The 21,914-nt window shown below is 46.6% G+C and carries 15 protein-coding genes; 14 read left to right on the forward strand and 1 reads right to left on the reverse strand.

Annotation, left to right across the window (positions count from 1 at the left end):
• The first annotated feature begins 344 nt into the window (after window positions 1-344).
• The 10 genes from ABEW32_RS08500 (at window position 345) to ABEW32_RS08545 (ending at window position 14,515) form a co-directional block, all read left to right on the forward strand.
• Window positions 345-2,498, forward strand: a complete 2,154-nt coding sequence (locus ABEW32_RS08500; RefSeq protein ID WP_430186532.1) for a glycoside hydrolase family 6 protein — start codon at window positions 345-347, stop codon at window positions 2,496-2,498.
• Between the two features lie 392 nt (window positions 2,499-2,890).
• Window positions 2,891-5,527, forward strand: a complete 2,637-nt coding sequence (locus ABEW32_RS08505) for a PAS domain S-box protein (RefSeq protein WP_430187028.1) — start codon at window positions 2,891-2,893, stop codon at window positions 5,525-5,527.
• 162 nt (window positions 5,528-5,689) lie between these two features.
• The gene (locus tag ABEW32_RS08510) at window positions 5,690-6,079 is read left to right on the forward strand and encodes a GntR family transcriptional regulator (protein WP_430186534.1); all 390 of its coding nucleotides are present in this window, start codon (window positions 5,690-5,692) and stop codon (window positions 6,077-6,079) included.
• Window positions 6,072-6,974, forward strand: coding sequence for an ABC transporter ATP-binding protein (locus tag ABEW32_RS08515; protein WP_430186536.1), 903 nt, complete (start codon window positions 6,072-6,074; stop codon window positions 6,972-6,974). The genes ABEW32_RS08510 and ABEW32_RS08515 overlap by 8 nt, the downstream gene beginning before the upstream one ends.
• A complete protein-coding gene (locus ABEW32_RS08520) occupies window positions 6,949-9,045 on the forward strand; it encodes a DUF6449 domain-containing protein (protein WP_430186538.1) in 2,097 nt (698 codons plus the stop codon). Before ABEW32_RS08515 ends, ABEW32_RS08520 begins: the two co-directional genes overlap by 26 nt.
• 213 nt (window positions 9,046-9,258) lie before the next feature.
• The gene (locus ABEW32_RS08525) at window positions 9,259-10,023 is read left to right on the forward strand and encodes a class I SAM-dependent methyltransferase (protein WP_430186540.1); all 765 of its coding nucleotides are present in this window, start codon (window positions 9,259-9,261) and stop codon (window positions 10,021-10,023) included.
• Between the two features lie 167 nt (window positions 10,024-10,190).
• Window positions 10,191-11,645, forward strand: coding sequence for a PstS family phosphate ABC transporter substrate-binding protein (locus ABEW32_RS08530; RefSeq protein WP_430186542.1), 1,455 nt, complete (start codon window positions 10,191-10,193; stop codon window positions 11,643-11,645).
• Between the two features lie 148 nt (window positions 11,646-11,793).
• On the forward strand, window positions 11,794-13,086 hold the full coding sequence (locus ABEW32_RS08535; protein ID WP_430186544.1) for a WD40/YVTN/BNR-like repeat-containing protein: 1,293 nt from the start codon (window positions 11,794-11,796) through the stop codon (window positions 13,084-13,086).
• A 13-nt stretch (window positions 13,087-13,099) separates the two neighbouring features.
• Window positions 13,100-13,963 carry an aldo/keto reductase gene (locus tag ABEW32_RS08540; RefSeq protein WP_430186546.1) on the forward strand — a complete coding sequence of 288 codons (864 nt, stop codon included), beginning with the start codon at window positions 13,100-13,102 and terminating at the stop codon, window positions 13,961-13,963.
• A 15-nt stretch (window positions 13,964-13,978) separates the two neighbouring features.
• Window positions 13,979-14,515: a mismatch-specific DNA-glycosylase gene (locus ABEW32_RS08545; protein WP_430186548.1), complete on the forward strand. Its 537-nt coding sequence runs from the start codon at window positions 13,979-13,981 to the stop codon at window positions 14,513-14,515.
• Between the two features lie 97 nt (window positions 14,516-14,612).
• Here ABEW32_RS08545 and ald read toward each other — a convergent pair whose 3' ends face one another.
• Entirely contained in the window at window positions 14,613-15,743 is a 1,131-nt protein-coding gene (gene ald, locus ABEW32_RS08550; RefSeq protein WP_430186550.1) for an alanine dehydrogenase, read from the reverse strand.
• A 317-nt stretch (window positions 15,744-16,060) separates the two neighbouring features.
• Between ald and ABEW32_RS08555 the strand changes: the two genes are divergently transcribed.
• The 4 genes from ABEW32_RS08555 (at window position 16,061) to ABEW32_RS08570 (ending at window position 21,894) form a co-directional block, all read left to right on the forward strand.
• Window positions 16,061-17,725: a PucR family transcriptional regulator gene (locus ABEW32_RS08555; protein WP_430186552.1), complete on the forward strand. Its 1,665-nt coding sequence runs from the start codon at window positions 16,061-16,063 to the stop codon at window positions 17,723-17,725.
• Window positions 17,726-17,826: 101 nt separating this feature from the next.
• On the forward strand, window positions 17,827-19,350 hold the full coding sequence (locus tag ABEW32_RS08560) for a copper amine oxidase N-terminal domain-containing protein (protein WP_430186554.1): 1,524 nt from the start codon (window positions 17,827-17,829) through the stop codon (window positions 19,348-19,350).
• Between the two features lie 196 nt (window positions 19,351-19,546).
• Window positions 19,547-20,857, forward strand: coding sequence for a galactokinase (locus tag ABEW32_RS08565; protein WP_430186556.1), 1,311 nt, complete (start codon window positions 19,547-19,549; stop codon window positions 20,855-20,857).
• 119 nt (window positions 20,858-20,976) lie between these two features.
• On the forward strand, window positions 20,977-21,894 hold the full coding sequence (locus ABEW32_RS08570) for a PD-(D/E)XK nuclease family protein (protein WP_430186558.1): 918 nt from the start codon (window positions 20,977-20,979) through the stop codon (window positions 21,892-21,894).
• The last annotated feature ends 20 nt before the right edge of the window (window positions 21,895-21,914 follow it).

A 21,914-nucleotide genomic window follows, 5' to 3' on the forward strand; every position in this document is an offset into this window, starting at 1 on the left:
GAATCTCCTGAGAGCTTGTCATAGTAGGGAAGTTCAACAAATGATAGAACCGATCTCAAAAAAAGAGAGACCATCCCGAACCGTCGGTGTGGCAATTCATATACCTAATTAATAATTGTAGTCCTTAATTTATTCAATTTACAGCAGATTTCCAGCTCACTATAATCTAACATAGGAGGTGACAAAAAGGGGAAAATGTGAGCGCATGAACAAATAGAAAGCGCTTACCTTTCGCAACTATGAACGCTACTTTTTCTAGGGGAGAGAGTAGGCGTAACACACATTTAATCATATAACAATCAGGTGCCGACATAGGAAGATTCAACAAATCTACGGAAAGATAGGTGAAGCAATTGAAAACAAAGCAAGTGCTTCGTAAAGGAATGAAGTATGCTTTTGCGCTATCACTCGTCGCAAGCAGCTTTCTACCAGGTGCAGGATTTACGGATAAAATACATGCAGAGTCCCATGTCGATAATCCTTACCAAGGAGCGACAAAATACGTTAACCCTGATTATGCGGCTAGTGTCGACACATCAATTGCCAAGGTTACGGATGCGAACCTGAAGGCAAAAATGCAAACGGTCAAAACGTTCCCGACAGCCGTATGGCTTGATCGTATCGCCGCTATTAACGGCGGTGGAGGCAAGCTTGGCTTGGAAGCACATTTGGATCAGGTATTGGCGCAAAAGAAAGGCAACACACCGATTACGGCGGAATTCATTGTGTATGATCTGCCCGGACGGGATTGTCATGCCTTGGCCTCCAATGGTGAATTGCCGCTGACTCAGGCAGGTCTGGAAACGTACAAAAAGGATTATGTTGACAAAATAGCTTCTATTTTTGCAAATCCCAAATATAAGGATATTCGCATCGTAGCGATCATTGAACCAGATAGTTTGCCAAATCTGGTAACCAATCTGGATACTCCCCAATGTGGACAAGCCAAATCTACAGGAATTTATGAGGCTGGCGTGAAATACACAATGAATAAGCTGAACGAGATTCCTAACGTATACAAATACGTAGATATCGGTCACTCCGGTTGGTTAGGCTGGGATAACAACCGTTCAGCGACGGTATCCCTGTTTACAACTATTTTCAAGGACACGAGCAAAGGTCTGTCCAGTGTAGATGGCTTTATCACGAATACAGCCAATACTTCACCGCTGACAGAACCGAATCTGCCTGATCCAAACCTGAATATCGGCGGACAGCCGATCAAATCGTCCAAATTCTACGAATGGAATCCTAATTTCGATGAATCGGATTTCGCAGAGTCCTTGCATAGAGATTTTGTCAGCGCAGGCTGGCCGAGCTCGCTCGGTATGTTAATTGATACAGGCCGTAATGGATGGGGAGGACCTAACCGTCCAACTTCCGCAGTCGGCAATGATATTAACTCCTATGTAAACTCCGGTCGTGTGGACAAACGTTTGCACCGTGGTAACTGGTGTAATAGCAGCGGAGCGGGTATGGGAACGCCGCCACAAACGGCTCCAGCTGGTCATATCGATGCCTATGTCTGGGCGAAACCTCCAGGGGATTCCGATGGTTCCAGCTCACTTATCCCGAACGATGAGGGTAAAGGCTTTGACCGTATGTGTGATCCTACCTATACAACCAAGGATGGCACATTAACAGATGCTTTGCCGAATGCACCTATTTCAGGAGCATGGTTCCATGATCAGTTTGTAATGCTGGTACAAAATGCGTACCCTGCAATCGTGCCTTCCAGTGGTGGTGTGGACCCAGCGCCTACAGATCCAGCTGTACCTTCAGGCTTAAAGGCTGTTGTGGGTAATGCCCAAGTAACGCTGACTTGGGATGCGTCTACTGGTGCTGACAGCTACACCGTAAAACGTGCTACTAGCGAAGCAGGTCCTTTTACAGCCGTGGCGCCTCTTGTAACTGCAAGGGAGTACACGGATAAGGGGCTGACGAACGGAACAACATACTTCTATGTTGTAAGTGCTACGAATGCGAAAGGAACAAGTAAGGATTCCGCCACGGTAAGCGCTGCGCCAAAAGGTACACCGACAGATCCAACGAATCCTACAGATCCAACGGGCGATCTGGTTGTAATGTATCGTGCTGGGGACACCGATCCAGCGAATAACGCTGCCAAGCCGTTCTTTAACCTGAAAAATAAAGGTACAACACCAGTGAAGCTGAGCGAGCTCAAAATCCGCTATTACTTCACGAAAGATGGTAGCCAAGAGCTGCAATCTGCGGTAGACTGGGCGCAAGTAGGTAATGATAACGTGCTGCGTACCATTAAAGACAACTATATTGAAATTGGATTCAGTGCTGCTGCCGGTACGCTTGCTGCTGGAGCGCAAACAGGTGATATTCAGATCCGCATGAATAATAGCGACTGGTCTAATCTGAACGAATCCAATGACTACTCCTTCGATCCAACCAAAACCTCTTATGCTGAATGGAACAAAGTAACGTTGTTCCACAACGATAAGCTGGTATGGGGAATCGAGCCTTAAGAATAGGTAAAATATGTACACTTGAGTAGTGGATAATGATTGAAAAAGGGCTGCGGCACAACTGCTGTAGCCTTTTTTTAACGTATTCGAATAAAGAATTCGATGACCAAGGGAATAAGCATTCAAATTGTGTATAATGAAGAAAGAATGCTGTTCTACTGTGGAGGTCAACAACCAATTTTGGCAACATCTCGGTAGAAAAGGCAATCGTAACTCACTGCTGAGTGATTTTTGCGTCATTTTCTTAGCCCGGTGGTATAAAAAAATAATTCACAGATTGCCGATGAACCTGCATCGGCAATCTTTTGTGCATACATGTTTTAATGTCTTTCATATAGAGGAGGGGATTCATTGTGTTTTCTGCTGCTCGACGACTGCCTTTACTGGAACATATGTATAATCATGCCCCGACAGGAATCGTGATTTTGTCGAGGGAGGGGAAGTGTATGTACGTCAATCCCGCCTTTTGCAAAATGGTCGGATATGAGCAGGAGGAATTACTGGATATCCGATATTATCATCTCTTGTATAACGAAGCTCAGGATCAGCAAGGATTGAGGGAGGCCTATGCAGGCTGGCTAAAGGCTACGGACCAAGTCTACAAGACAGAGCTGCGCTTAAAGCATAAAAGGGGAACAACCGTCTGGCTATCGCTGGAATTAACCATATTTGATGATGAGGCTACCGAACAGTCTTATTTAATTGCGTATGCAATGAATATCACAGAGAAAAAGGATATGGAGCAGGTGCTTGCGGACAATGAGGACTTGTACATGCTGATTACTGAAAATACGCCGGATGTCATCTCTTACAGCACGGCAGACGGCATACTTCAATATATTTCTCCTTCAGTGGAAAAACTCCTTGGTTATACGAAGCAGGAGATGCTCGGCCAAAAACGGCTCCAATTTTACCATGGCGAAGATGCCGATTATATGCGTGTACATGGAATGTTCAAGGAAACAGGCATCATGAAGCGGCGTGTTCGTCATAAGGACGGGCACTATTTGTGGCTGGAAGTATCGTTCCGCATCATTCGGGATGAACAGGGCCAGATCAAGCGAGTTCTGTCCATCGGACGGAATATCACAGAGCGTCAGAAGAGCGAAGAGAATCTGGCAAAAGCTCAGCAGTTGGCGATGTTCGGCTCATGGGACTGGGATCTGGTCAACAATGTTATGCATTTTTCCAAGGAATTTCGCAGCATATTCGGCTATCGTGTCAAGCCGGTTGAAACAAGTATTGACGCACTCATGAAGGCGATTCATCCCGAAGATACAGAACGGATGAAGCAGATTATCAACAACGTGATCTTAAAGGGAATTCACGAAGAAACCTTTTACCGGATTGTATTGCCCAATGGGGAACAGAAGGTACTGCGTTCGATCTGGGAAGCTGAGATGGACGAGCAAGCAGGCAAGCCTGTTCAAGTGATCGGGATGGTACAGGATGTTACAGAGCACCGAGAAATCGAGCAACGTCTTCGTGAAAGTGAAAACCGTTATAAGTCACTATTTCAGCATAATCCACTCGGGATATGCGCTATGGATATGAAAGGTCATATTTTGAGTGTAAATCCGAGTTTGGAACAGCTTACGGGTTATATGAGGGATGAACTGCTTGGAGCTGAAATCCTTGTAATGGCTTCCTCTGAGGAACAGGACAAAATCAAGCATCATATGGAACTGGCCAGGCAGGGGGAGACACAAACCTATGAATCGGAATTCATACATAAGGAGGGGGAACGTCTATTCATCAAGATGACCAATATTCCGATTTTCGTGCAAGAGGAAATTGTGGGCTGCTACGGGATTGTAGAAAATGTTACCCCTCTCAAAAACTACATTGCTCAAATTGAAAAGCTCAGTAACGAGCATTCGCTTATTTTGAATGCGGTATCCGAAGGAATTGTGGGTTTGAGTACCGAAGGACATGTTCGCTTTATGAACCCAGCAGCTGTCGAGATGTTCGGCGTAGGATCAGCTAATCCACTGAACGGTTCAGATATAGACATGATTCGCCATGCTGACGAAATAGGCAGACATTTTCCGGATGAACAGGCTTCTATTCTCCAAGCGATTCGCAGCGGTGCTTCTTATCACGCAGAGGAAGCTGTATTTTGGAAAAAAGACGGGTCCAGCTTTCTGGCCTCCTATCGTATTAGCCCTTTGATGGATAACGGCGAGCGAAAAGGAGCGGTGATGGTTTTTGTAGACAGGACGAATGAAAAGGAGATTATTCGGGCCAAGGAATCTGCCGAACGCGCCGATCGGGCCAAGTCAGAATTTCTTTCTGTGATGAGTCATGAGCTCCGTACACCGATGAACGGCATTATAGGCATGGCAGGGCTACTGGCAGACACGGAATTAGATGAGGAGCAGCGTAGCTATATCGATATTATTACCAGCAGCAGCAACGCTTTGATGCAAATATTGAATGAGATACTGGATTTGAGCAAAATCGAAGCTGGCAAAATGTCGTTGCTGCATGAATCTTTTGTGCTGGAGGATGTGGTTGGCGGTGTAGCTGACCTATTCATGACACAGGCTATGGAAAAAGGCATTCAGCTAGAATGGTATGTGGATCAGGAAATGCCAGGGATGCTGGTCGGTGATCATGTGCGTATCCGGCAGATATTGGTGAACTTGGTGAGCAATGCGATTAAATTTACAGAGCGAGGGCAAGTAAATATTTTTGTAGAGAGAAAGGCTTACAGCCACCGTAAAAAGAAATGCCTGATTGAGTTTAGTGTGACTGATACCGGGATCGGCATCCCGGCAGATCGGCAGCATCTATTGTTTCAGCCCTTTTCCCAGCTTCATCCAGCATTGAACCGGAAATATGGAGGGACAGGCCTCGGCTTGTCCATCTGCAAAAACCTGGTCAAGCTAATGGGAGGTTCCATTGGTGTGGACAGCGATGAGGCTAGAGGAGCAACATTCCGGTTCCAGCTGGATCTTAAGCTGCCGGAAGGGCAAATGCTTACGAATATAAGCCGTGATCAGCCTTATGACTCAAAGAAAGGCTAAAAAAGACATAGCCGTGATGCAACCTGCATCACGGCTATTTTTGTGAATATTCTCCAAAGAAAAGATTGACAAACTGTTCTAACTGTACTATTAATGATAGTACAGTTAGAACAGTTGAACATATATCAATGAATTTGAGTCAGTGTTGAAAGGAGGAAGTCCATGTTCGAGCTGGATATCCGCAGCCGCAAGCCGATCTACGAGCAGCTTATGGAAAAGGTCAAGGAAATGATCGTGTACGGATCGCTTCAGCCGGATGAGCAATTGCCTTCTGTACGGGCATTATCCGCTCAACTGACGGTGAATCCGAATACGATTCAGAAGGCGTATCGCGAGCTGGAACGTGAAGGATATATCTATTCCGTTCAGGGCAAAGGCAGCTTTGTCACGCCTACCCAGCAGCAGCCGCAACAAATAAAGCGGGATGAGATTCGGGCGGCATTGTTAAAACAAATGATCGAAGCTGTCCACTTCGGTTTTACACAGCAGGAAGTGGACGACATATACGTGGAAGCTATGCAAACAAAGGAAAGGGGGATGTCCCTTGATTGATTTAAGGGAAGTCACAAAGACATTTACAGAAGAAAAGGCTGTCGATCAGCTCGCCCTTACGGTAAAGAAGGGCTCCATTTTTGGGCTGCTGGGCTCAAATGGTGCAGGGAAAACGACCTTGCTCAAAATCATTGCCGGGATCTACCGGCCAGATGCTGGTCAGGTGCTAATCGGTGGACAGCCGGTATATGAGCAGCCTGAAGTCAAGCAGCACATTCTGTTTTTGCCGGATACTCCCTATTTTTTTCCGCAAGCGACAATTCGTCAGATGGCCCGGTTTTACAGTTCCATTTATCCAAGTTGGAGTGAGGAACGCTACACACAGCTTACCGCTATTTTCAAGCTGGACCCGAAGCGCAAGCTTCACCGTTTTTCCAAGGGGATGAAGCGTCAAGCTGCTTTTTTGCTTGCCTTGAGCTGTATGCCTGAGCTGCTGGTTTTGGATGAACCCATTGACGGTCTGGACCCGGTGATGCGTAGAATGATCAAAAATCTCTTGTTCCAAGAAACCGCTGCACGTGAGATGACCGTCGTAATCTCATCTCATAATTTGCGTGAGATTGAAGACATGTGTGATCATGTCGGCATTATGCACCAAGGACGGATGCTGTTGGAAAAAGAGGTTGACGACCTCAAATCTGATACGCATAAGGTACAGGTTGCCTTTCGGGACAGCATGCATGAGGAAGCTGTCTGTAGCCAACTTTCGGTCGTACATAAGGAGCGGAGGGGCAGTGTTCTGCTGCTTATTATCCGGGGTGAGCGAGAGCGGATTGCGGAGACGATTGAAGCGTATGAGCCTCATGTATTCGATTTGCTACCATTGACGCTTGAGGAAATTTTCATTTATGAAATGGAGGACGCAGGTTATGACATCCAACCGATTCTTCTGTAGCGGCGGCGTAATTCGCCAATGCCTGAGACAGCATGGCTGGATCGGTCTATTGTACTTGGCGGGATTGCTGTTTACAGTACCGCTGCCATTGTTTATGAGCACTGGTGATGAACAACCGCGAGTGGTTTTAAAAAGCTTGTTCGATAGCACAAACTCGGGTAATGAATTGCAAAAATTAATTTTAATGACCGTACCCGTGCTGGCAGGTGTGATGCTACTTCGTTTTGTTCAGCGTCAGGGGCCTTCCGATTTATACCATAGCCTACCTTTGCGTAGAGAGCATCTATTAACGTCACATTTAATTAGCGGTCTTATTCTGTTACTTGTACCTGTATGGCTGACTGCGGGAGTAACTGCTTGGGTTAACACGTCAGTCGAACTGCCTTATATTTTTCAAATTAATGACGTTGGATCGTGGGCTTTGGTTGTGTCCGTCCTTACGATTTTCTTGTTTACTTTTACTGTGTTTGTAGGAATTTGTGTGGGACAATCATTGCTACAGACCGTAGTAGTGTATGTTTTGCTGCTATTGCCTCAGTTTCTATTCATGATGATAGGGCGTTTTCTGGAACGTAATTTATACGGATATGTGTGGGTGCGAGAAACCGTTGTTCAATATATTAACGGCTCGGAGTTTCGCAGCAATAATAATGTTTGGGAAAACTTATCGCCGTTTGTACGCATTATGGACAACTTACCGCAGCGTGCCTTTTCTTACATGGAGCTACTTGCCTATCTAGGTATCTCTCTGCTGTTTGTCGCCTTGAGTTATGGTTTGTATCGTAAACGCTTGGTCGAAAAGGCGACTCAGGCTATAGCGTTTTCTTTCTTTCAACCTTTGTTCAAGGCAGGGGTTATACTATGCGCCATGCTTGTACTAGGCGATTATTTTTATAATGCAGGTACAAGAGGAGCGAATTGGTCGATTTTTGGGTATGCCCTTGGAGCTATTTTAGGCTATATCGTTGTAGAGATGGTCATCCGCAAGACGTGGCAAATTGTGCGTGTTCGTGCTTTGGTGGAAATGGTCGTGTACGGCGTGATCATGGGGCTGGTACTATATATCCCGATTTCAGGTTGGTTGGGTTATGAGGGGCAGATTCCAACAGCACACTCCGTAGAAAAAGTTTATGTCGGGCGAGAGGAGCCTCTAGAGGGAGATGCACAGACAGAAACTTATTACTCCCAAGACAGGGCCTATATCGCCTCTGTACTGAATTTACATCGAGAACTCGTACGTGCACATGCAGCTGGCGAGAAAATGTTGTCCAAAAACCTGGCCGTCGAATCGGCATTCATAGTCTACCGTTTGGATGATGGTTCCACCATGACTCGCCGCTATACATTCCCGGAGAAGCCTTTCCGGACAGAACTGACCAAAGTGATGGAAGCAGAGCCTTATAAAACGGTAAGATACAGGCTGGATAAGCTGCAAGGAAAAGCAGAGACGATTAATATCCAATCCGTAGATGATAGTGAAAGACGAGTGGTTTTAACCAATCCCAAAGAAACTCGTGAATTTGAAGATATACTCAGAGAAGAAGTATTAAATATGAGTTATAGCGAAATGCAATCAGAGAAATATCCATTGGGGAGTGTTTCTATTACAAATAAAGAGTCCTCCTCCACCAATAACGAACCGAAATGGCATCGTGAAATTTCATTTAATTGGCCGGCTTCCTATCACAAGCTTACAGGTTGGCTAGAGCAAAAGGGGTATGCGGATAAGGTGATCATTGATTCCAAGGATATCTTTTCGATACGGGCTGTTCCTATTATTACTGAAGAGCTTGAACCTTATCAACCCAATCAGTATATTGAAGACTATAAACTATTTAAAAGTATCCAACAGAAGCACAAAGCAATAACGATTGAAGATCCGAAGCTGTGGAGCACTGTACTGGAAAAGCGTAGATCTAATAGCTATACTCCAAATATGGCGAAAGGTTCTTACTTGGTTCAAGTCAAGATCAAACCTTTATTTAGTTCAGATCCCCACACAGGCTATTACTATTTTACTCCGAACGATATGACACCGGAGCTTGCAAAGGCTTTACCAGCAGTTCCTTAAGCTCTAACGAAGGACATGATCTGGTTTGGATAGCATATGGACGGAGGTAGATGAACATGGGATGGTTCGGACACGACATATAACAACCTCATCGACGGGCAAGAGCTCCTCCACATTAGAACGGTCATAAATAAAGGCCAGAGAGATACAACGTAGAACTTATAGAGAGAAGAGCCATAAACCTACAGTTCAATGGTGGAGGAGCAAAAAGATATGAAATATACTGAAGATCGTGAATTTTTACAGTTGTTGGAGCATCATACACAGTCATTTTCCGGATGGGACTTTTCATTCATCTCGGATACAGGACGAATGGCGAGCGAGCCTTTGGACTGGTCTTATGCCAGCAAGGCTCTGTCGTTGATCCATTCCTCAAAGGCGATGCTGGATATGGGAACAGGCGGGGGAGAGCTATTGTCGCAGTTGCGCCCTTTTCCAGAGATCGTATGTGCGACAGAGGCATATGCACCGAACGTTCCGATCGCCAAGCAAAGATTGGAGCCGCTGGGTGTGCGCGTGATGGCTATTCATGAAGACGATTCCCTTCCGTTTGACGATGCCGGGTTCGACCTTGTGCTGAACAAGCATGAGTCATTTTCGCCAGCGGAAGTGCGCCGTATTTTGCGTCCAGGAGGTACGTTTTTGACTCAACAGGTGGGAGGCCTGGATTGTGCAGGCCTTAACGCCCGCTTGGGAGCACCGGATTACGTGTATGCGGACTGGACTCTTTCTCAAGCACTTGCAGGTTTGAAAAGCAATGGTTTTGAAATCGTAGAGCAGCGGGAACAGTTTCCCATTCAGCGCTTTTACGATATTGGAGCGATTGTCTATTACTTAAAAGTTATTGAATGGCAGATTGCAGACTTCCAGCTAGAAAAATATATAGAACAGCTGTATGGTCTATATTTGGACATTAAACGTGATGGGTATTGGGACGTGAAGCAGCATCGTTTTTTGATCCATGCCAAAGCGATATAAAAAGATTTAAATCCAGAAAGGTCTTCCTATTAAGGAAGGCCTTTTTGGATTTGCTTCTTTAGGGCAAAAACGATCCTTTCGTATACTAATCTTTACCATATAATTGTACAATGAAGAAGCAATGGCTTACAGACTCATTTTCATATATAAGATATAGGGGGATGTACATGTCTGAACCAAAGGAAGTTATAAGCAAGCCGGAAGAGGGCAGTTCTGTGCGGATAGCATGGTTTTGGCCATGGCTGGTCGGTACGTTTATGTTTGGATTGTTTTCAGTCATGTTTAATATTATTTGGAGTATGCTTGTAGCACCTCAAGTGCAGTATTTGCTGCGGCATGAAGGTGTGACGGATATAATCGTGGTTGTAATATTGCTGCTATATGCATGGCTGGTTGGTCTCATTTTTGCAGCTTTTGGTGCTTTGAGTGCGCGTATGTCCAGCATGCCTAAGCTTCCGCTGATGCTGACTGGGCTAGCATCATTATTATGCGGACTATCGTTGTGGACCATAGGGCTGCGAGGATCTGGCGGCCAACTTGCTGAAGTATCTGGAGGAGCGTGGGAGCTTTTTACACTCTATCACGCTTGGGCTGAGCCTGTACTGGAGGTATTGGGGTCATATACACAGTATAGTGGAATCTGGTTTCTGCTGACCGCACTGTTGCCGATCGCTGGTATGGTAGTCGGGGTTGGGATAGATCGTTATCCTGCAGTGACCGACAAGCACGGAAAGGTGGACCATAGATGGCAATGGGTTGTAGCTGCAATATCTGCTGCGCTCATCATTGTGATGACGATTACAATCATGCTTCCTCAGCGTCCGTACATTGCGGAGAGGGATTTTCCGATAGTAGATGGAGCTACAGCGGCCATCCCGTTCGCACAGGATATGCTGCATGAATTGACCGGAATGAACAAGGTTCGTGCGGCTCATGAACTGAGATTCAACACAACACATCAGGCTTATGTTAATCTGATTGAAAAGAAGGCGGATCTGATTCTGGTGGCAGGTCCATCTGATGAGGAATTGCACCTGGCGAAAAGTCGGGGAATTCAAATGAAGCTCACACCCATCGGGTGGGATGCGTTTATTTTTCTCGTTCATAAAGGCAATCCGGTTAACGGACTTTCTTCGGAGCAGGTGCGTGGCATATATGAAGGGTCAATTCGTAACTGGAGTGAAGTAGGGGGCAAGAATCAGCCGATCGTTGCTTATCAGCGGGAGGAAAACTCAGGAAGCCAAACATATATGCAAAAGAAAGTGATGAAAGGTCAGGACATGGCTGAACCGCCTCGGGAACTCCGAATTGGTATAATGGGTGAGATGATAAATGCAATTGCTGATTTTGACAAGGATCACAACGCGCTCGGTTACTCATTTTATTATTTCGCAAATGTGATGCATAATCGTCAAGAGGTCAAATTTTTATCTATTGATGGAGTGGAGCCCGACAAAGAACACATTCGCTCGAAACAATATCCATTCACAGCTCAACTGTTTGTAGTGACACGCGAAGGCGAGAAACCACGGGCTTCGATGCAACGATTACTCGAATGGCTGCAAAGCGAAGAAGGAACTCAGGCTATCGAAAAAGGCGGCTTTGTTCCTGTAAATTCGTAATTCTGTAAAGATGGTTCACTTACAGTCGATACCGTATGTGCGCCGCAAGAGTGAAATGAATACAGCAGGGTAATACATAGAATATGCTTTGCTGTGAACACAAAACCCGCGCAGCATGTATATCAACCACATAAGGGGATGAACGAAAATGAAGAAAAAAACATCGGTTTGGGTGCTTTTGCTCGCCGTAGCCATAGTAGCAGCAGGTTGTGAAACAGGTTCACAAACAGGACAAACGGCTCAGAACAAACCAAAGGATTCTGCATCGGTACAAGCAAATGACTCGGGAGCTACTGTAGATACACCGGAACAGCAGACTGCTTCTGACGGCAAAAGCAGCACACCTCCGTCCAGCACTGGCAAACCAGTGGAGACAGGAGGGCAAGCTACGACAGATGCCAATATAGCGAAGGTCCGTATGGACAATATTACAACACTGAGATTGATTGACGGACAATCAGGCTGGATCGGCGGTAATGGATGGATTGCCCGAACAGATGCGGCTGCATCTGGTTCAGTCGGTTCGGCTTGGAATGTGCAGTATCAAGGCCAAGGTACGGTTCAACAGATTTTTGCCTTGAATGGAGAGCAGGCCTGGGCTGTTATGGAAGATAGCGGTTCATTGCTGGCAACTTCCGATGGCGGTAAGCGTTGGGAAGCTGTCGGGACTGTGCCTAAGCAAGGCCAAGCGGGATTCTTACACTTTGTATCATCCAAAGAAGGATTCAGTGGCAACCAATATACCCAAAATGGCGGACAAAGCTGGTCTTCGCTCCCTGTTCCTGACCACACGGTAGGACAGCCATATTATCATGATCGGCAAAACGGCTGGGCGGTAACTCAGAAAACAGATCGCTCGTTCCAGATTTTACACACTGTAAACGGGGGGCAGAATTGGACTACCGTCTTGTCGCGGACAACCGAGGCGCCTCTCAACGGAGTTACTATTCGTTCGGTAGAACGGGACAACGCATGGATTGAGCTGGTTGGAGACACGGGGATGAATCAGACGTCGTATTCGCTTTGGCATACTGCTGATCGTGGACAAAGCTGGCGCACTGTACTGGCGAATTCCACCGCTGGCGGCGGTCCGGCACCGGGTGTCAGCCAACAAGACAACCAGATTTCTAAAAATGAAGGGACAGCACCAGGCATGCTCTATGCGGTTAATAGTAGTACCGCATTGATGGGAGGTTATTGTGCACCGTGTGATAAGCCCAATACGATTGGTTGGACGAATGACGGTGGCAAGACGTGGAACAATGGCAAGCAAGGCTTTGATGGTTATAGCAATCAGCAAATCGGGATGGCCAATACCAAGGAAGGCTGGGCTATTTTCTCAGATACAGAGCAGGCTCCGATCATGTATACCACCTCGGATGGTGGACAGCACTGGACGCAAAGTCATGTATTTGACAAGCCTGTGACCCCAGGCTCCTAAGGAGGGAATGTAGTTGAGTCAACATAATAAAAGTGCGATTACGTGGGCGAACGGTCGCGAAGTACCACTCATCGGGCAAGGCACGTGGAATATGGGCGAAAAAGCCTCGCTTCGGCAGGAGGAGGTGCGTGCACTTCAACTTGGCTTTGAGCTGGGGATGACGCTGGTGGACACGGCTGAAATGTATGCGGAGGGCGGCGCAGAAGAGATCGTCGGGGAGGCCATTAGGGGCCGCCGGGACGATGTGTATCTTGTCAGCAAAGCTTATCCTCATCATGCGGACCGCCACGGATTGGCTCAAGCCTGCGAAGCGAGTCTAACTCGAATGGGAACCGAGTACATGGATATGTATCTGCTGCATTGGCGCGGGAATATTCCACTGGAAGAGACAATACAAGGCATGGAAAAACTGCGTGAGCAGGGCAAAATCCGTAGCTGGGGCGTATCCAATCTGGATAAGTCCGATATGGAGGAGCTATGGAGTCTGAGTGGTAGCCAAGCTTGCGCTGTCAACCAAGTGCTGTATCATGCGGCTTCGCGAGGCATCGAATATGATCTGCTTCCTTGGAGCCGTACGCATGGAGTACCTGTAATGGCCTATTGTCCGATTGCCCAAGGTGGACGCCTGCGACGTGGACTGCTGGAGCACCCTGTCATGGCAGACATTGCTGCCAGCCACGGAGTAACTCCATCGCAAATCGCACTCGCATGGGTCATACGGGACGGAGATGTGTGGGCCATCCCCAAGGCGGTACAAGAATCGCATGTACGAGATAATGCAGCAGCAGCAAGCATTCGGCTCACCCCTGAACAGCTTCATCAAATAGACGAAGCCTTTCCTCCGCCAACAAGGAAGCAGCCGCTGGATATGGTTTGAGGAAGGAGGGGGACGATGACAGAGCCAGAGACAGAACTGCACGAGGTAGATGATCATCTCGACTATGGATTATCCGTTGTATTTATCGGCTTTAATCCCAGCTTAAAATCAGGCGAGGTAGGACATCATTATGCTAATCCGCGCAATCGCTTTTGGCGCATACTGGAGGGGGCAGGCTTGACGCCTCGCCTGTACGATCCATCGGAAGATCGGGACCTTCTAAAGCTGGGCTTCGGTTTTACCAACATTGTCTCCCGTCCCACCAGAGGAGTTGAGGACATTACACGTGAGGAATACGCCGAAGGACGTTTGAAGCTGCAAGCGAAGCTAACGGAGTACCGCCCGAGGGTCGCTTGTTTTGTCGGCAAAGGCGTGTACACCGAATATAGTAAAAAATCCAAAGCAGATTGGGGATTTCAGCCCGAACCGTTTATCCCCGAGATGCATGAATTTGTGGCACCTTCGTCGAGTGGATTGGTGCGCATGTCGTTGGAAGAAATCACAGATATTTATCGCCGTCTCCAAAAGTTCCTTTCGTCTGAAGCCATCTAAAGTGCGGCTAGATATGGGAGATGCAGCTAGTATACAAAGAACCACACCCTTCAATCCCTGCTGGAAGAAGTGTGTGGTTCTTTGTGCTGCTTCTATTCTATTGCAAGGCTTTGGTCTGCCATGCCTGCTCCACGGGAACATAAGGATACCCCAGATCACGGGCGACTGCTTCATAGGTGATATGTCCATTCAGGACATTGGTACCACTAAGCAGCGGCTTGCTACTGCGAAGCGCCTCTTGTACACCGAGATCTGCAAGTTGGAGGGCAAAGGGGAGCGTCGCGTTCGTCAGAGCGAGCGTGGAGGTTTGTGGTACTGCGCCAGGCATGTTCGCCACTGCATAGTGAATAACGCCATGCTTTACATAGGTTGGCTGATCATGTGTTGTGATGTGGTCAATCGTCTCAACAATGCCACCTTGGTCAATGGCGACATCGACAATCACTGAACCGGGTTGCATCGTCTGCACCATGGCTTCTGTTACGAGCCGCGGTGCTTTGGCACCGGTAATCAGGACAGCACCGATCAACAAATCAGTTTGGGCCACGGCTTCCGCAATGTTGGAGGGGGTGGACACCAGCGTGTGGAGCTGATTGCCGAAAATATCGTCCAGTTGGCGCAGTCTTGGCAGGCTCAGATCGATCAGTGTAACATCAGCACCGAGACCGATGGCGACCTTGGCAGCATTGGTGCCGACCACCCCTCCCCCAATAATAGTCACTTTACCGCGTTTGACCCCTGGCACACCTGCCAGCAGGATGCCTTTACCTCCCTTTGGTTTTTCCAGCAGCTGAGCACCGATTTGTACAGCCATTCGGCCTGCAACCTCGCTCATGGGTGTAAGCAGCGGCAGGCTTCCTTCAACATCCAATGTTTCATAGGAAATGGCGGCTACGCCGTTGTCTGTTAAAGCCCGGGCGAGTGCGGGCTCGGCAGCCAGATGCAGATAGGTGAACAAAATCAAACCTGGCCGAAAATATCCGTATTCAGAGGGAAGCGGCTCTTTTACTTTGATAATCATATCCGCCTGGGACCACACATCCGCGGCTTGCTGCACAAGAGTTGCACCCGCAGTGGCATAATCTCCGTCTGTAAAGCCGCTTTCAACACCTGCATGGCTTTCTACATACACATGGTGTCCGTGTTGAATCATTTGAGCAGCACCTGCAGGTGTCAGAGCGACACGATTTTCATTGTTTTTAATCTCTTTCGGAATCCCGATTTTCATTCGATTCACCTCTCCTAAATAATAATTGTTATCCAACGGCAATTAATTTTTTAGGGCAGCTATGCCTGCTATGTTTTACTGTTGGATGCGACCAAACGAGCGCAGAAAATTGCACTATCATTTGTATGCAGTCTGCCGATTAGTTACATGGACTCAAGCCGATAAATGCAATTCATGTTAGATTAGGTACAGTTTATAAGAGGGTGACCCCCTTGACATCATACATTTTGTCGGATTATCTGACTTAAAGGCTCGACTTTTTGATGAATATATGTCATATAAAATGACATGAAGACATATGCATAAGGAGAATGCCGATGAAAGGAAAAAAAATATTTACCATTGCAGATGTGCTGGAACGTCCCGTTTTCCGGCGTGCGAAGCTGGCAGCTGGGGAACAGGGGATAAATCGCCGTGTGGGCTGGGTTCATGTGCTAGAAATCACCAATGTGTCCCCGTTTGTAAGCCGTCATGATCTGATTTTGACGACGGGCCTGTGGCTAACCAGGAAGGGGGAAGAACGCGCCGAGTATATGGAGCAATTGATTCGCTCGGAAGCGGCTGGATTGTGTGTTGAACTGGGTACGAGTATTTATGAAATCCCCTCCGAGATTCTGGAGTTGGCAGAACGGCATCACTTCCCGGTCATCGTATTTGAGCAGCCGGTGCGTTTTGTTGAAATTACACAAGATATCCACTCCCTACTTATTAACCGGCATCATGAACTGTTAAAAGATCTGGAGCGGTTTTCACGTCAGCTTCAGCAGGAAACTCTGCGCAGCACCGATATGAACGCCCTCTTGCGTGTGCTTCATGACTACGCTGGCCGGCAGGTCATCTACATGTCCTCCATTGATACCCATCGATTCGTACCTTCCGTCCAGCCAGATGTGGCGGACCATATTGCAGATTTTTACGCTAATGAAGTGGAATCAAGTATGACCGCCGATCGGGAAGGGCATTTGCTGTTTTATTTGAATGAATCCACTGCCGTCTTGTTTCAGCCTGTTGTCTGCTTTGGTCAGGTGTTTTCCGCGGTAGGGTTAGTACTGCATAGTGAAATGCCGACGGAAGAAATGTCGCTGCTTATTGATTACACCGCCAAGGCGGCTGCTACATTGGTACTGAGAACACAGTTTCTGGAGGATCGATTACTACGTAATCAAAATGAACTGATTCAGGATGTATTGAACGGCCAGCTGCCGAGTGAAGAACAGGCCCAGACCCGGATGGGACTGCGATTGTTAACGAAAGGGCGGTATTTATTTTGGGCAGGAGTCATCGAGGTAGAGCATCAGGACAAGGACGCAAGTCAGGTGCGCAAGGAATCCATCAATCAGGATGTATTAGTGCTGCTTCGTTCTCTGTTGAAAAAAGAAGCGCTGCACAATCTGCTGATGATGAAGGGAAGTCAATGCTACATCCTTTGTGCCAAGGAGGAATTAACGCTGCGTTCCGCAGCTCAGATGAAAAAAGTGCTGACCCATACGGTTCAATATATTCAGAATTATGCCGCAGGACAGCTGGATAAAGTGCGTATTCATGCAGGCTTTGGTAAGGTAAGGCATCGCATGACAGGGACGGATCGCAGTTTTGAAGAGGCCTATCAGGTGATTGAGGTTGCACGAAGCGTTCCGGTCATGACGGATCGGCTATTTTACGACAGCATCGGAATCTATCAATTGTTGAAAGCAGTGCCTCGCATTCCTTTTCTACAAGAATTTGTACAGGACTATTTGGGTGGTCTGATTGCGCATGATCGTGAGCACCATATGCAGCTTCTGGATACACTGGATGCCTACTTTCAATGCCATGGCTCCAAGCGTGATACCGCCGGAATCCTATATATTCATAGACAGACCCTTTATAATCGGCTGGATAAAATTAACGAAATTGTAGAAGGGGATTTGGCAGACCCCGACAAACGTCGTTGTCTGGAGATGGCACTGCTAGCTTACCGGATGCTTCAGGCTGAAAATTGATCCTAAATGACTAGCTCTATTTTCCATTCTACTCATTTACAATGCGTGCTAACACTGAGATAATAGAAGAGACTAGGTAAATATACTGAAAGGGGATTAATATGAATATAAAAAAATGGATTGCTGTCCCTCTTATTCTGTTAATGGTAGCTTTGACAGGTTGCCAGGCAGTAGGTGGATTTGATGTAGGTAAAAATCTATTGGGAACACTTGATGTGAAGTCTCAGCAGACAACGGAGAAGATTTCACTTAAATTGACTCCAAGAGAAGGGATTACCCAAGGAGATCAGGAAATCGTAGATTTGATTAATTCGATTTCGGTGACGGTGGATGAAGCTAAGGTACAATCGGAGGAAATTGTTTCCGCCAAGGGTACATTGCACATTGATAAGTACAATTTGCCATTTGAGCTTGCTTTGGATCGCCAAGGCATGGCTATTCAATTGGAAGGCGCTAAAAAACCTTATTACATATCTTTAAACTCGCAAGAGCGTTTGAGCGGTCTGCCTGCTGGGTTTGACCCGTATGTCTATTCCAAAGACGTGAGAGCACTGACAAAAACAGCCGCTGCACTTATGCTCAAGCATGCTCCTAACCCTTCGACCATTTCTGCAACGTCTGTCACCGAAGAAGTGTACGGTGAGAAAGACAAGGTAAAACTGACTCGTCTCCATGCAGAATTGCGCGGTGATGAACTGGTTACCTTGGTAAAGCCGTTCCTGGAGAATCTGGCCAAGGACGAAGCAGGCTTGAAAGAATTGATTGGTCAAGCTATTGATGTGACTAAAACTATCGCTTCCGGCATGGCTATTGAGGGTAGTGATAAAGTAACAACGGAATTGAATGAAAACAAAGAAAAGCTGGTCAACGAGGCTTATACCGAGGTTAAAAAGTATCTGGATCTGGCTGTGGCACAGTATGATGTAGGAGTTAGCACTATGTATGCACAGGCACCTGAAATCAAAACAGTTCTGAGTGCCAATACTGTGCTGAAAAGCGATACGTATTTTGATGAAAAAGGAAATGTCCGCAAAGCGCTGACAGACCTGACAGTTGCTTTGCCAGATGTGGATGGTCTTCCGGTGAAGTCCTTTAGCATCCTGACTGAGACTCAAGCCTGGAACGTAAATGGTAATGTAACAGCCGATAAAGTAGATATTTCTAACGGCGTGATTGACCTGAACAACCAAGCTGAATTAACACCGGGAGCAACACTGCGTAATTTTGAAACGAACTCCCCAATCTACAATATTCTAAAAAATGATTTGCAAATTACAAAAGTAGAAACAACTTTCGATCCTAAAGACGATTACTACGTTTTGGAGAATCGTGGAGGTACGGCCTTCATCCCATTGCGTGAACTGACTGGCGAATTGAGCTCGGAATTAAAATGGGATGCAACTGCCAAACAAACAACTGTAATTGATGATATTACTGGTAAAACGATTAAGCTGAAAAGTGGCTCTAAGCAGGCTGTACTGGAAGGAAGCACATTGGCGTTGCCACAAGCTCCATATACGGATGAATACGGCACATTGTATGTTCCTTTCAAATCTGTTGCAGAGGCGCTTGGCGCCACTGTAACTCGTAACAATGCTGGAGAATATGTACTGAAACGCGATTAGAAAGAATCAGGTATACACACAGGAACCAGCCCGGATTAGGGCTGGTTCTTTTTTAGTTATATTGGTAAAATGCTCATAAAGCGATTTAAATAAGCGCTTACAGATTAAAATTGTGCCATACTTTTACACATGGAAAATTGAGATAATTAAAGCATCATTCTGAGTAGAAACACACATACAAGTAGGGGGATATACGATGAAAGATATGGAGCTATTGAATTCCAATGAGGGACAGATTGTTCTCGCGCGGATGTACGGTCAACAGCAGGTTTTAGAGCAAACAACGAGATATCAATCACTTATACAGGCGTATCGCCAGCATTTTGGAACAGGGGATATCGAATTGTTCAGTGCTCCAGGGAGATGCGAAATTGGCGGGAATCATACAGACCACAACCACGGGAAGGTGCTGGCAGGTAGTATTACACTGGATACGATCGCTGTAGCGGCTAGAGTGGAAGAACCTGTTATTACCTTCTTTTCTGAGGGCTATGAAACGAAATACGCCATTGATTTAAACGACTTGTCGCCAAAACCGGAGGATGACGGTACGATGCTGCTGATCCGTGGCATTGCTGCTGGTTTGCTTGAATTCGGGTATCGTATTGGAGGATTCCAGGCTTATATATCGAGTAATGTATTCTCTGCTTCAGGCTTAAGCTCTTCCGCTTCGTTTGAAATGCTGATATGTACGATACTCAATCATTTTTATAACGAGGGCGCGTTAGACACTGTTGCTATATCCAAAATTGGTCAGTATGCGGAGAATGTCTATTGGAACAAGCCTTCAGGCCTGCTTGATCAGATGGCTTGCGCCTATGGTGGCTTGATTTCCATTGATTTTGAAAATCCGAAGGAACCGATCATTAATCCAGTCCATTGGAATTTTGAACAAAACGGGTACTCCCTGGTTATTGTTAATACAGGTGGAAACCATGCTGATTTAACGGATGATTACGCAGCAGTGCCGAACGAAATGCGTGCTGTGGCTCAGTCTTTAGGCGCTTCTGTTTGCCGTGACTTATTGCCCGAGAATCTGTATGCCAATCTCAAAATGGTCAGGGAAAAAGCGGGGGATCGGGCAGTGCTCCGTGCTTTGCATTTTTTTGAAGAAAACAAGCGTGTAGATGAGCAAGTGAAATCGCTGGAGGAAGGGCGCTTTTCTGATTTCTTAAGGCTTGTCACCGAATCTGGGAACTCCTCCTGGAAATGGCTTCAAAACGTATATAGAAGTGGGATTAATCGGGAACAAGACGTATCGGTTGCACTAGCTTTAACCGAAATGTATTTAAAATCAATTGATGATAGTGCATGCAGGGTACACGGTGGTGGTTTTGCTGGTGTGATCTTGACGATTCTTCCAAATAAGCATGTGGATGATTACAAGGAGTGGATCAGCGGAATGCTGGGAACTCCGGTGCTCGTAGTCAACGTCCGCGAGGACGGCGCTGTTAATGTAAGTGAATTGATCCATGCGGAACAGACTCGTAGCGAGTGTACTAACTAATCAGTCGACAGTCGAAGGCTTTAACCTATAGGTTAAAGTCTTTGTTCTTTTTATGACCGAAACAGCTTAGGCATGCGTTATAATAGAGAGATGGAATTTCTAATGAAGGAGGACCTTTCATGGCAATATATCCGTCCTGGTCCTATTCACAATCAAGGGCCCAAACGTTCGACGAATGTTTACGCAAATACTACTATCATTATTACGGCTCGCATAACGGCTGGAATTCGGCACAGGGCACTGAAGAGCAAGTGACGTTGTACCGGCTTAAGCAACTGAGCAACTTATATATTTTATTCGGAAATATTACGCACCAAATGTGTGAATCGGTCATACGCGGATGGATGGAAAAAGGGGCTATCCCGCGTACAGCATTTCTGGAGACAGCAATGAAGAACATGTTGAATGACAGCTACAAGGAATCATTACACCGTGAGCTATGGCTGCAAGACCCTAAAAATCGCGTCATGCTGGCAGAGATTTATTACGAAGATGAGGTGCTCCCGGAACGGATTGCTCGGATTAAGGAGCGCCAGCACGCGGTGGTGCACAATTTGTACCGTACTGCGGTTTGGCGTGAGCTGCAGCAAGGTCAGGCTCGAATCGTTGAGGTGGAAAAATGGGATACGATGCTCCTACACGAGACGAAAGTATATGTCAAAATGGATTTGCTCTATCGCAGAGACAATGGCGATATGGTTATTGTAGATTGGAAAACAGGTAAGGAAGGCGACTTCTCCGACCAGTTATTTTTGTATGCTTCCTATGTGCAGGAGCACTACCAGCTTCCTTTGGAGAAGATAGAGGTGCGTGTGGAGTACTTGATGACAGGAGAGCACGAAGTATACCGCCCCACACCAGAGGACATCGACAAGGTCGTTGGCAATGTAGGGCGTTACATCGAGGAAATGAAATCCTGTCTTGATGACGATTACTATAATCGACCCAAGTCCGAGTCTTTCTTTACACCGATGCCTTCACGCAGAGTATGCGGAGGCTGTAATTTTCGCGAGGTGTGTAAGTACCGAGCGGTGTGAAATCGCAAAATTAATATAAA

Origin of the sequence: Paenibacillus jamilae (genome assembly GCF_050482105.1) — a bacterium.
GTDB lineage: Bacteria > Bacillota > Bacilli > Paenibacillales > Paenibacillaceae > Paenibacillus > Paenibacillus jamilae_B.

Coding starts and splice junctions, on each gene's coding strand:
- ABEW32_RS08525 (WP_430186540.1), top strand. CDS start 9,259: ATGAAATATACTGAAGATCGTGAATTTTTACAGTTGTTGGAGCATCAT.
- ABEW32_RS08570 (WP_430186558.1), top strand. CDS start 20,977: ATGGCAATATATCCGTCCTGGTCCTATTCACAATCAAGGGCCCAAACG.
- ABEW32_RS08565 (WP_430186556.1), top strand. CDS start 19,547: ATGAAAGATATGGAGCTATTGAATTCCAATGAGGGACAGATTGTTCTC.
- ABEW32_RS08545 (WP_430186548.1), top strand. CDS start 13,979: ATGACAGAGCCAGAGACAGAACTGCACGAGGTAGATGATCATCTCGAC.
- ald (WP_430186550.1), bottom strand. CDS start 15,743: ATGAAAATCGGGATTCCGAAAGAGATTAAAAACAATGAAAATCGTGTC.
- ABEW32_RS08535 (WP_430186544.1), top strand. CDS start 11,794: ATGAAGAAAAAAACATCGGTTTGGGTGCTTTTGCTCGCCGTAGCCATA.
- ABEW32_RS08530 (WP_430186542.1), top strand. CDS start 10,191: ATGTCTGAACCAAAGGAAGTTATAAGCAAGCCGGAAGAGGGCAGTTCT.
- ABEW32_RS08520 (WP_430186538.1), top strand. CDS start 6,949: ATGACATCCAACCGATTCTTCTGTAGCGGCGGCGTAATTCGCCAATGC.
- ABEW32_RS08560 (WP_430186554.1), top strand. CDS start 17,827: ATGAATATAAAAAAATGGATTGCTGTCCCTCTTATTCTGTTAATGGTA.
- ABEW32_RS08510 (WP_430186534.1), top strand. CDS start 5,690: ATGTTCGAGCTGGATATCCGCAGCCGCAAGCCGATCTACGAGCAGCTT.
- ABEW32_RS08555 (WP_430186552.1), top strand. CDS start 16,061: ATGAAAGGAAAAAAAATATTTACCATTGCAGATGTGCTGGAACGTCCC.
- ABEW32_RS08505 (WP_430187028.1), top strand. CDS start 2,891: ATGTATAATCATGCCCCGACAGGAATCGTGATTTTGTCGAGGGAGGGG.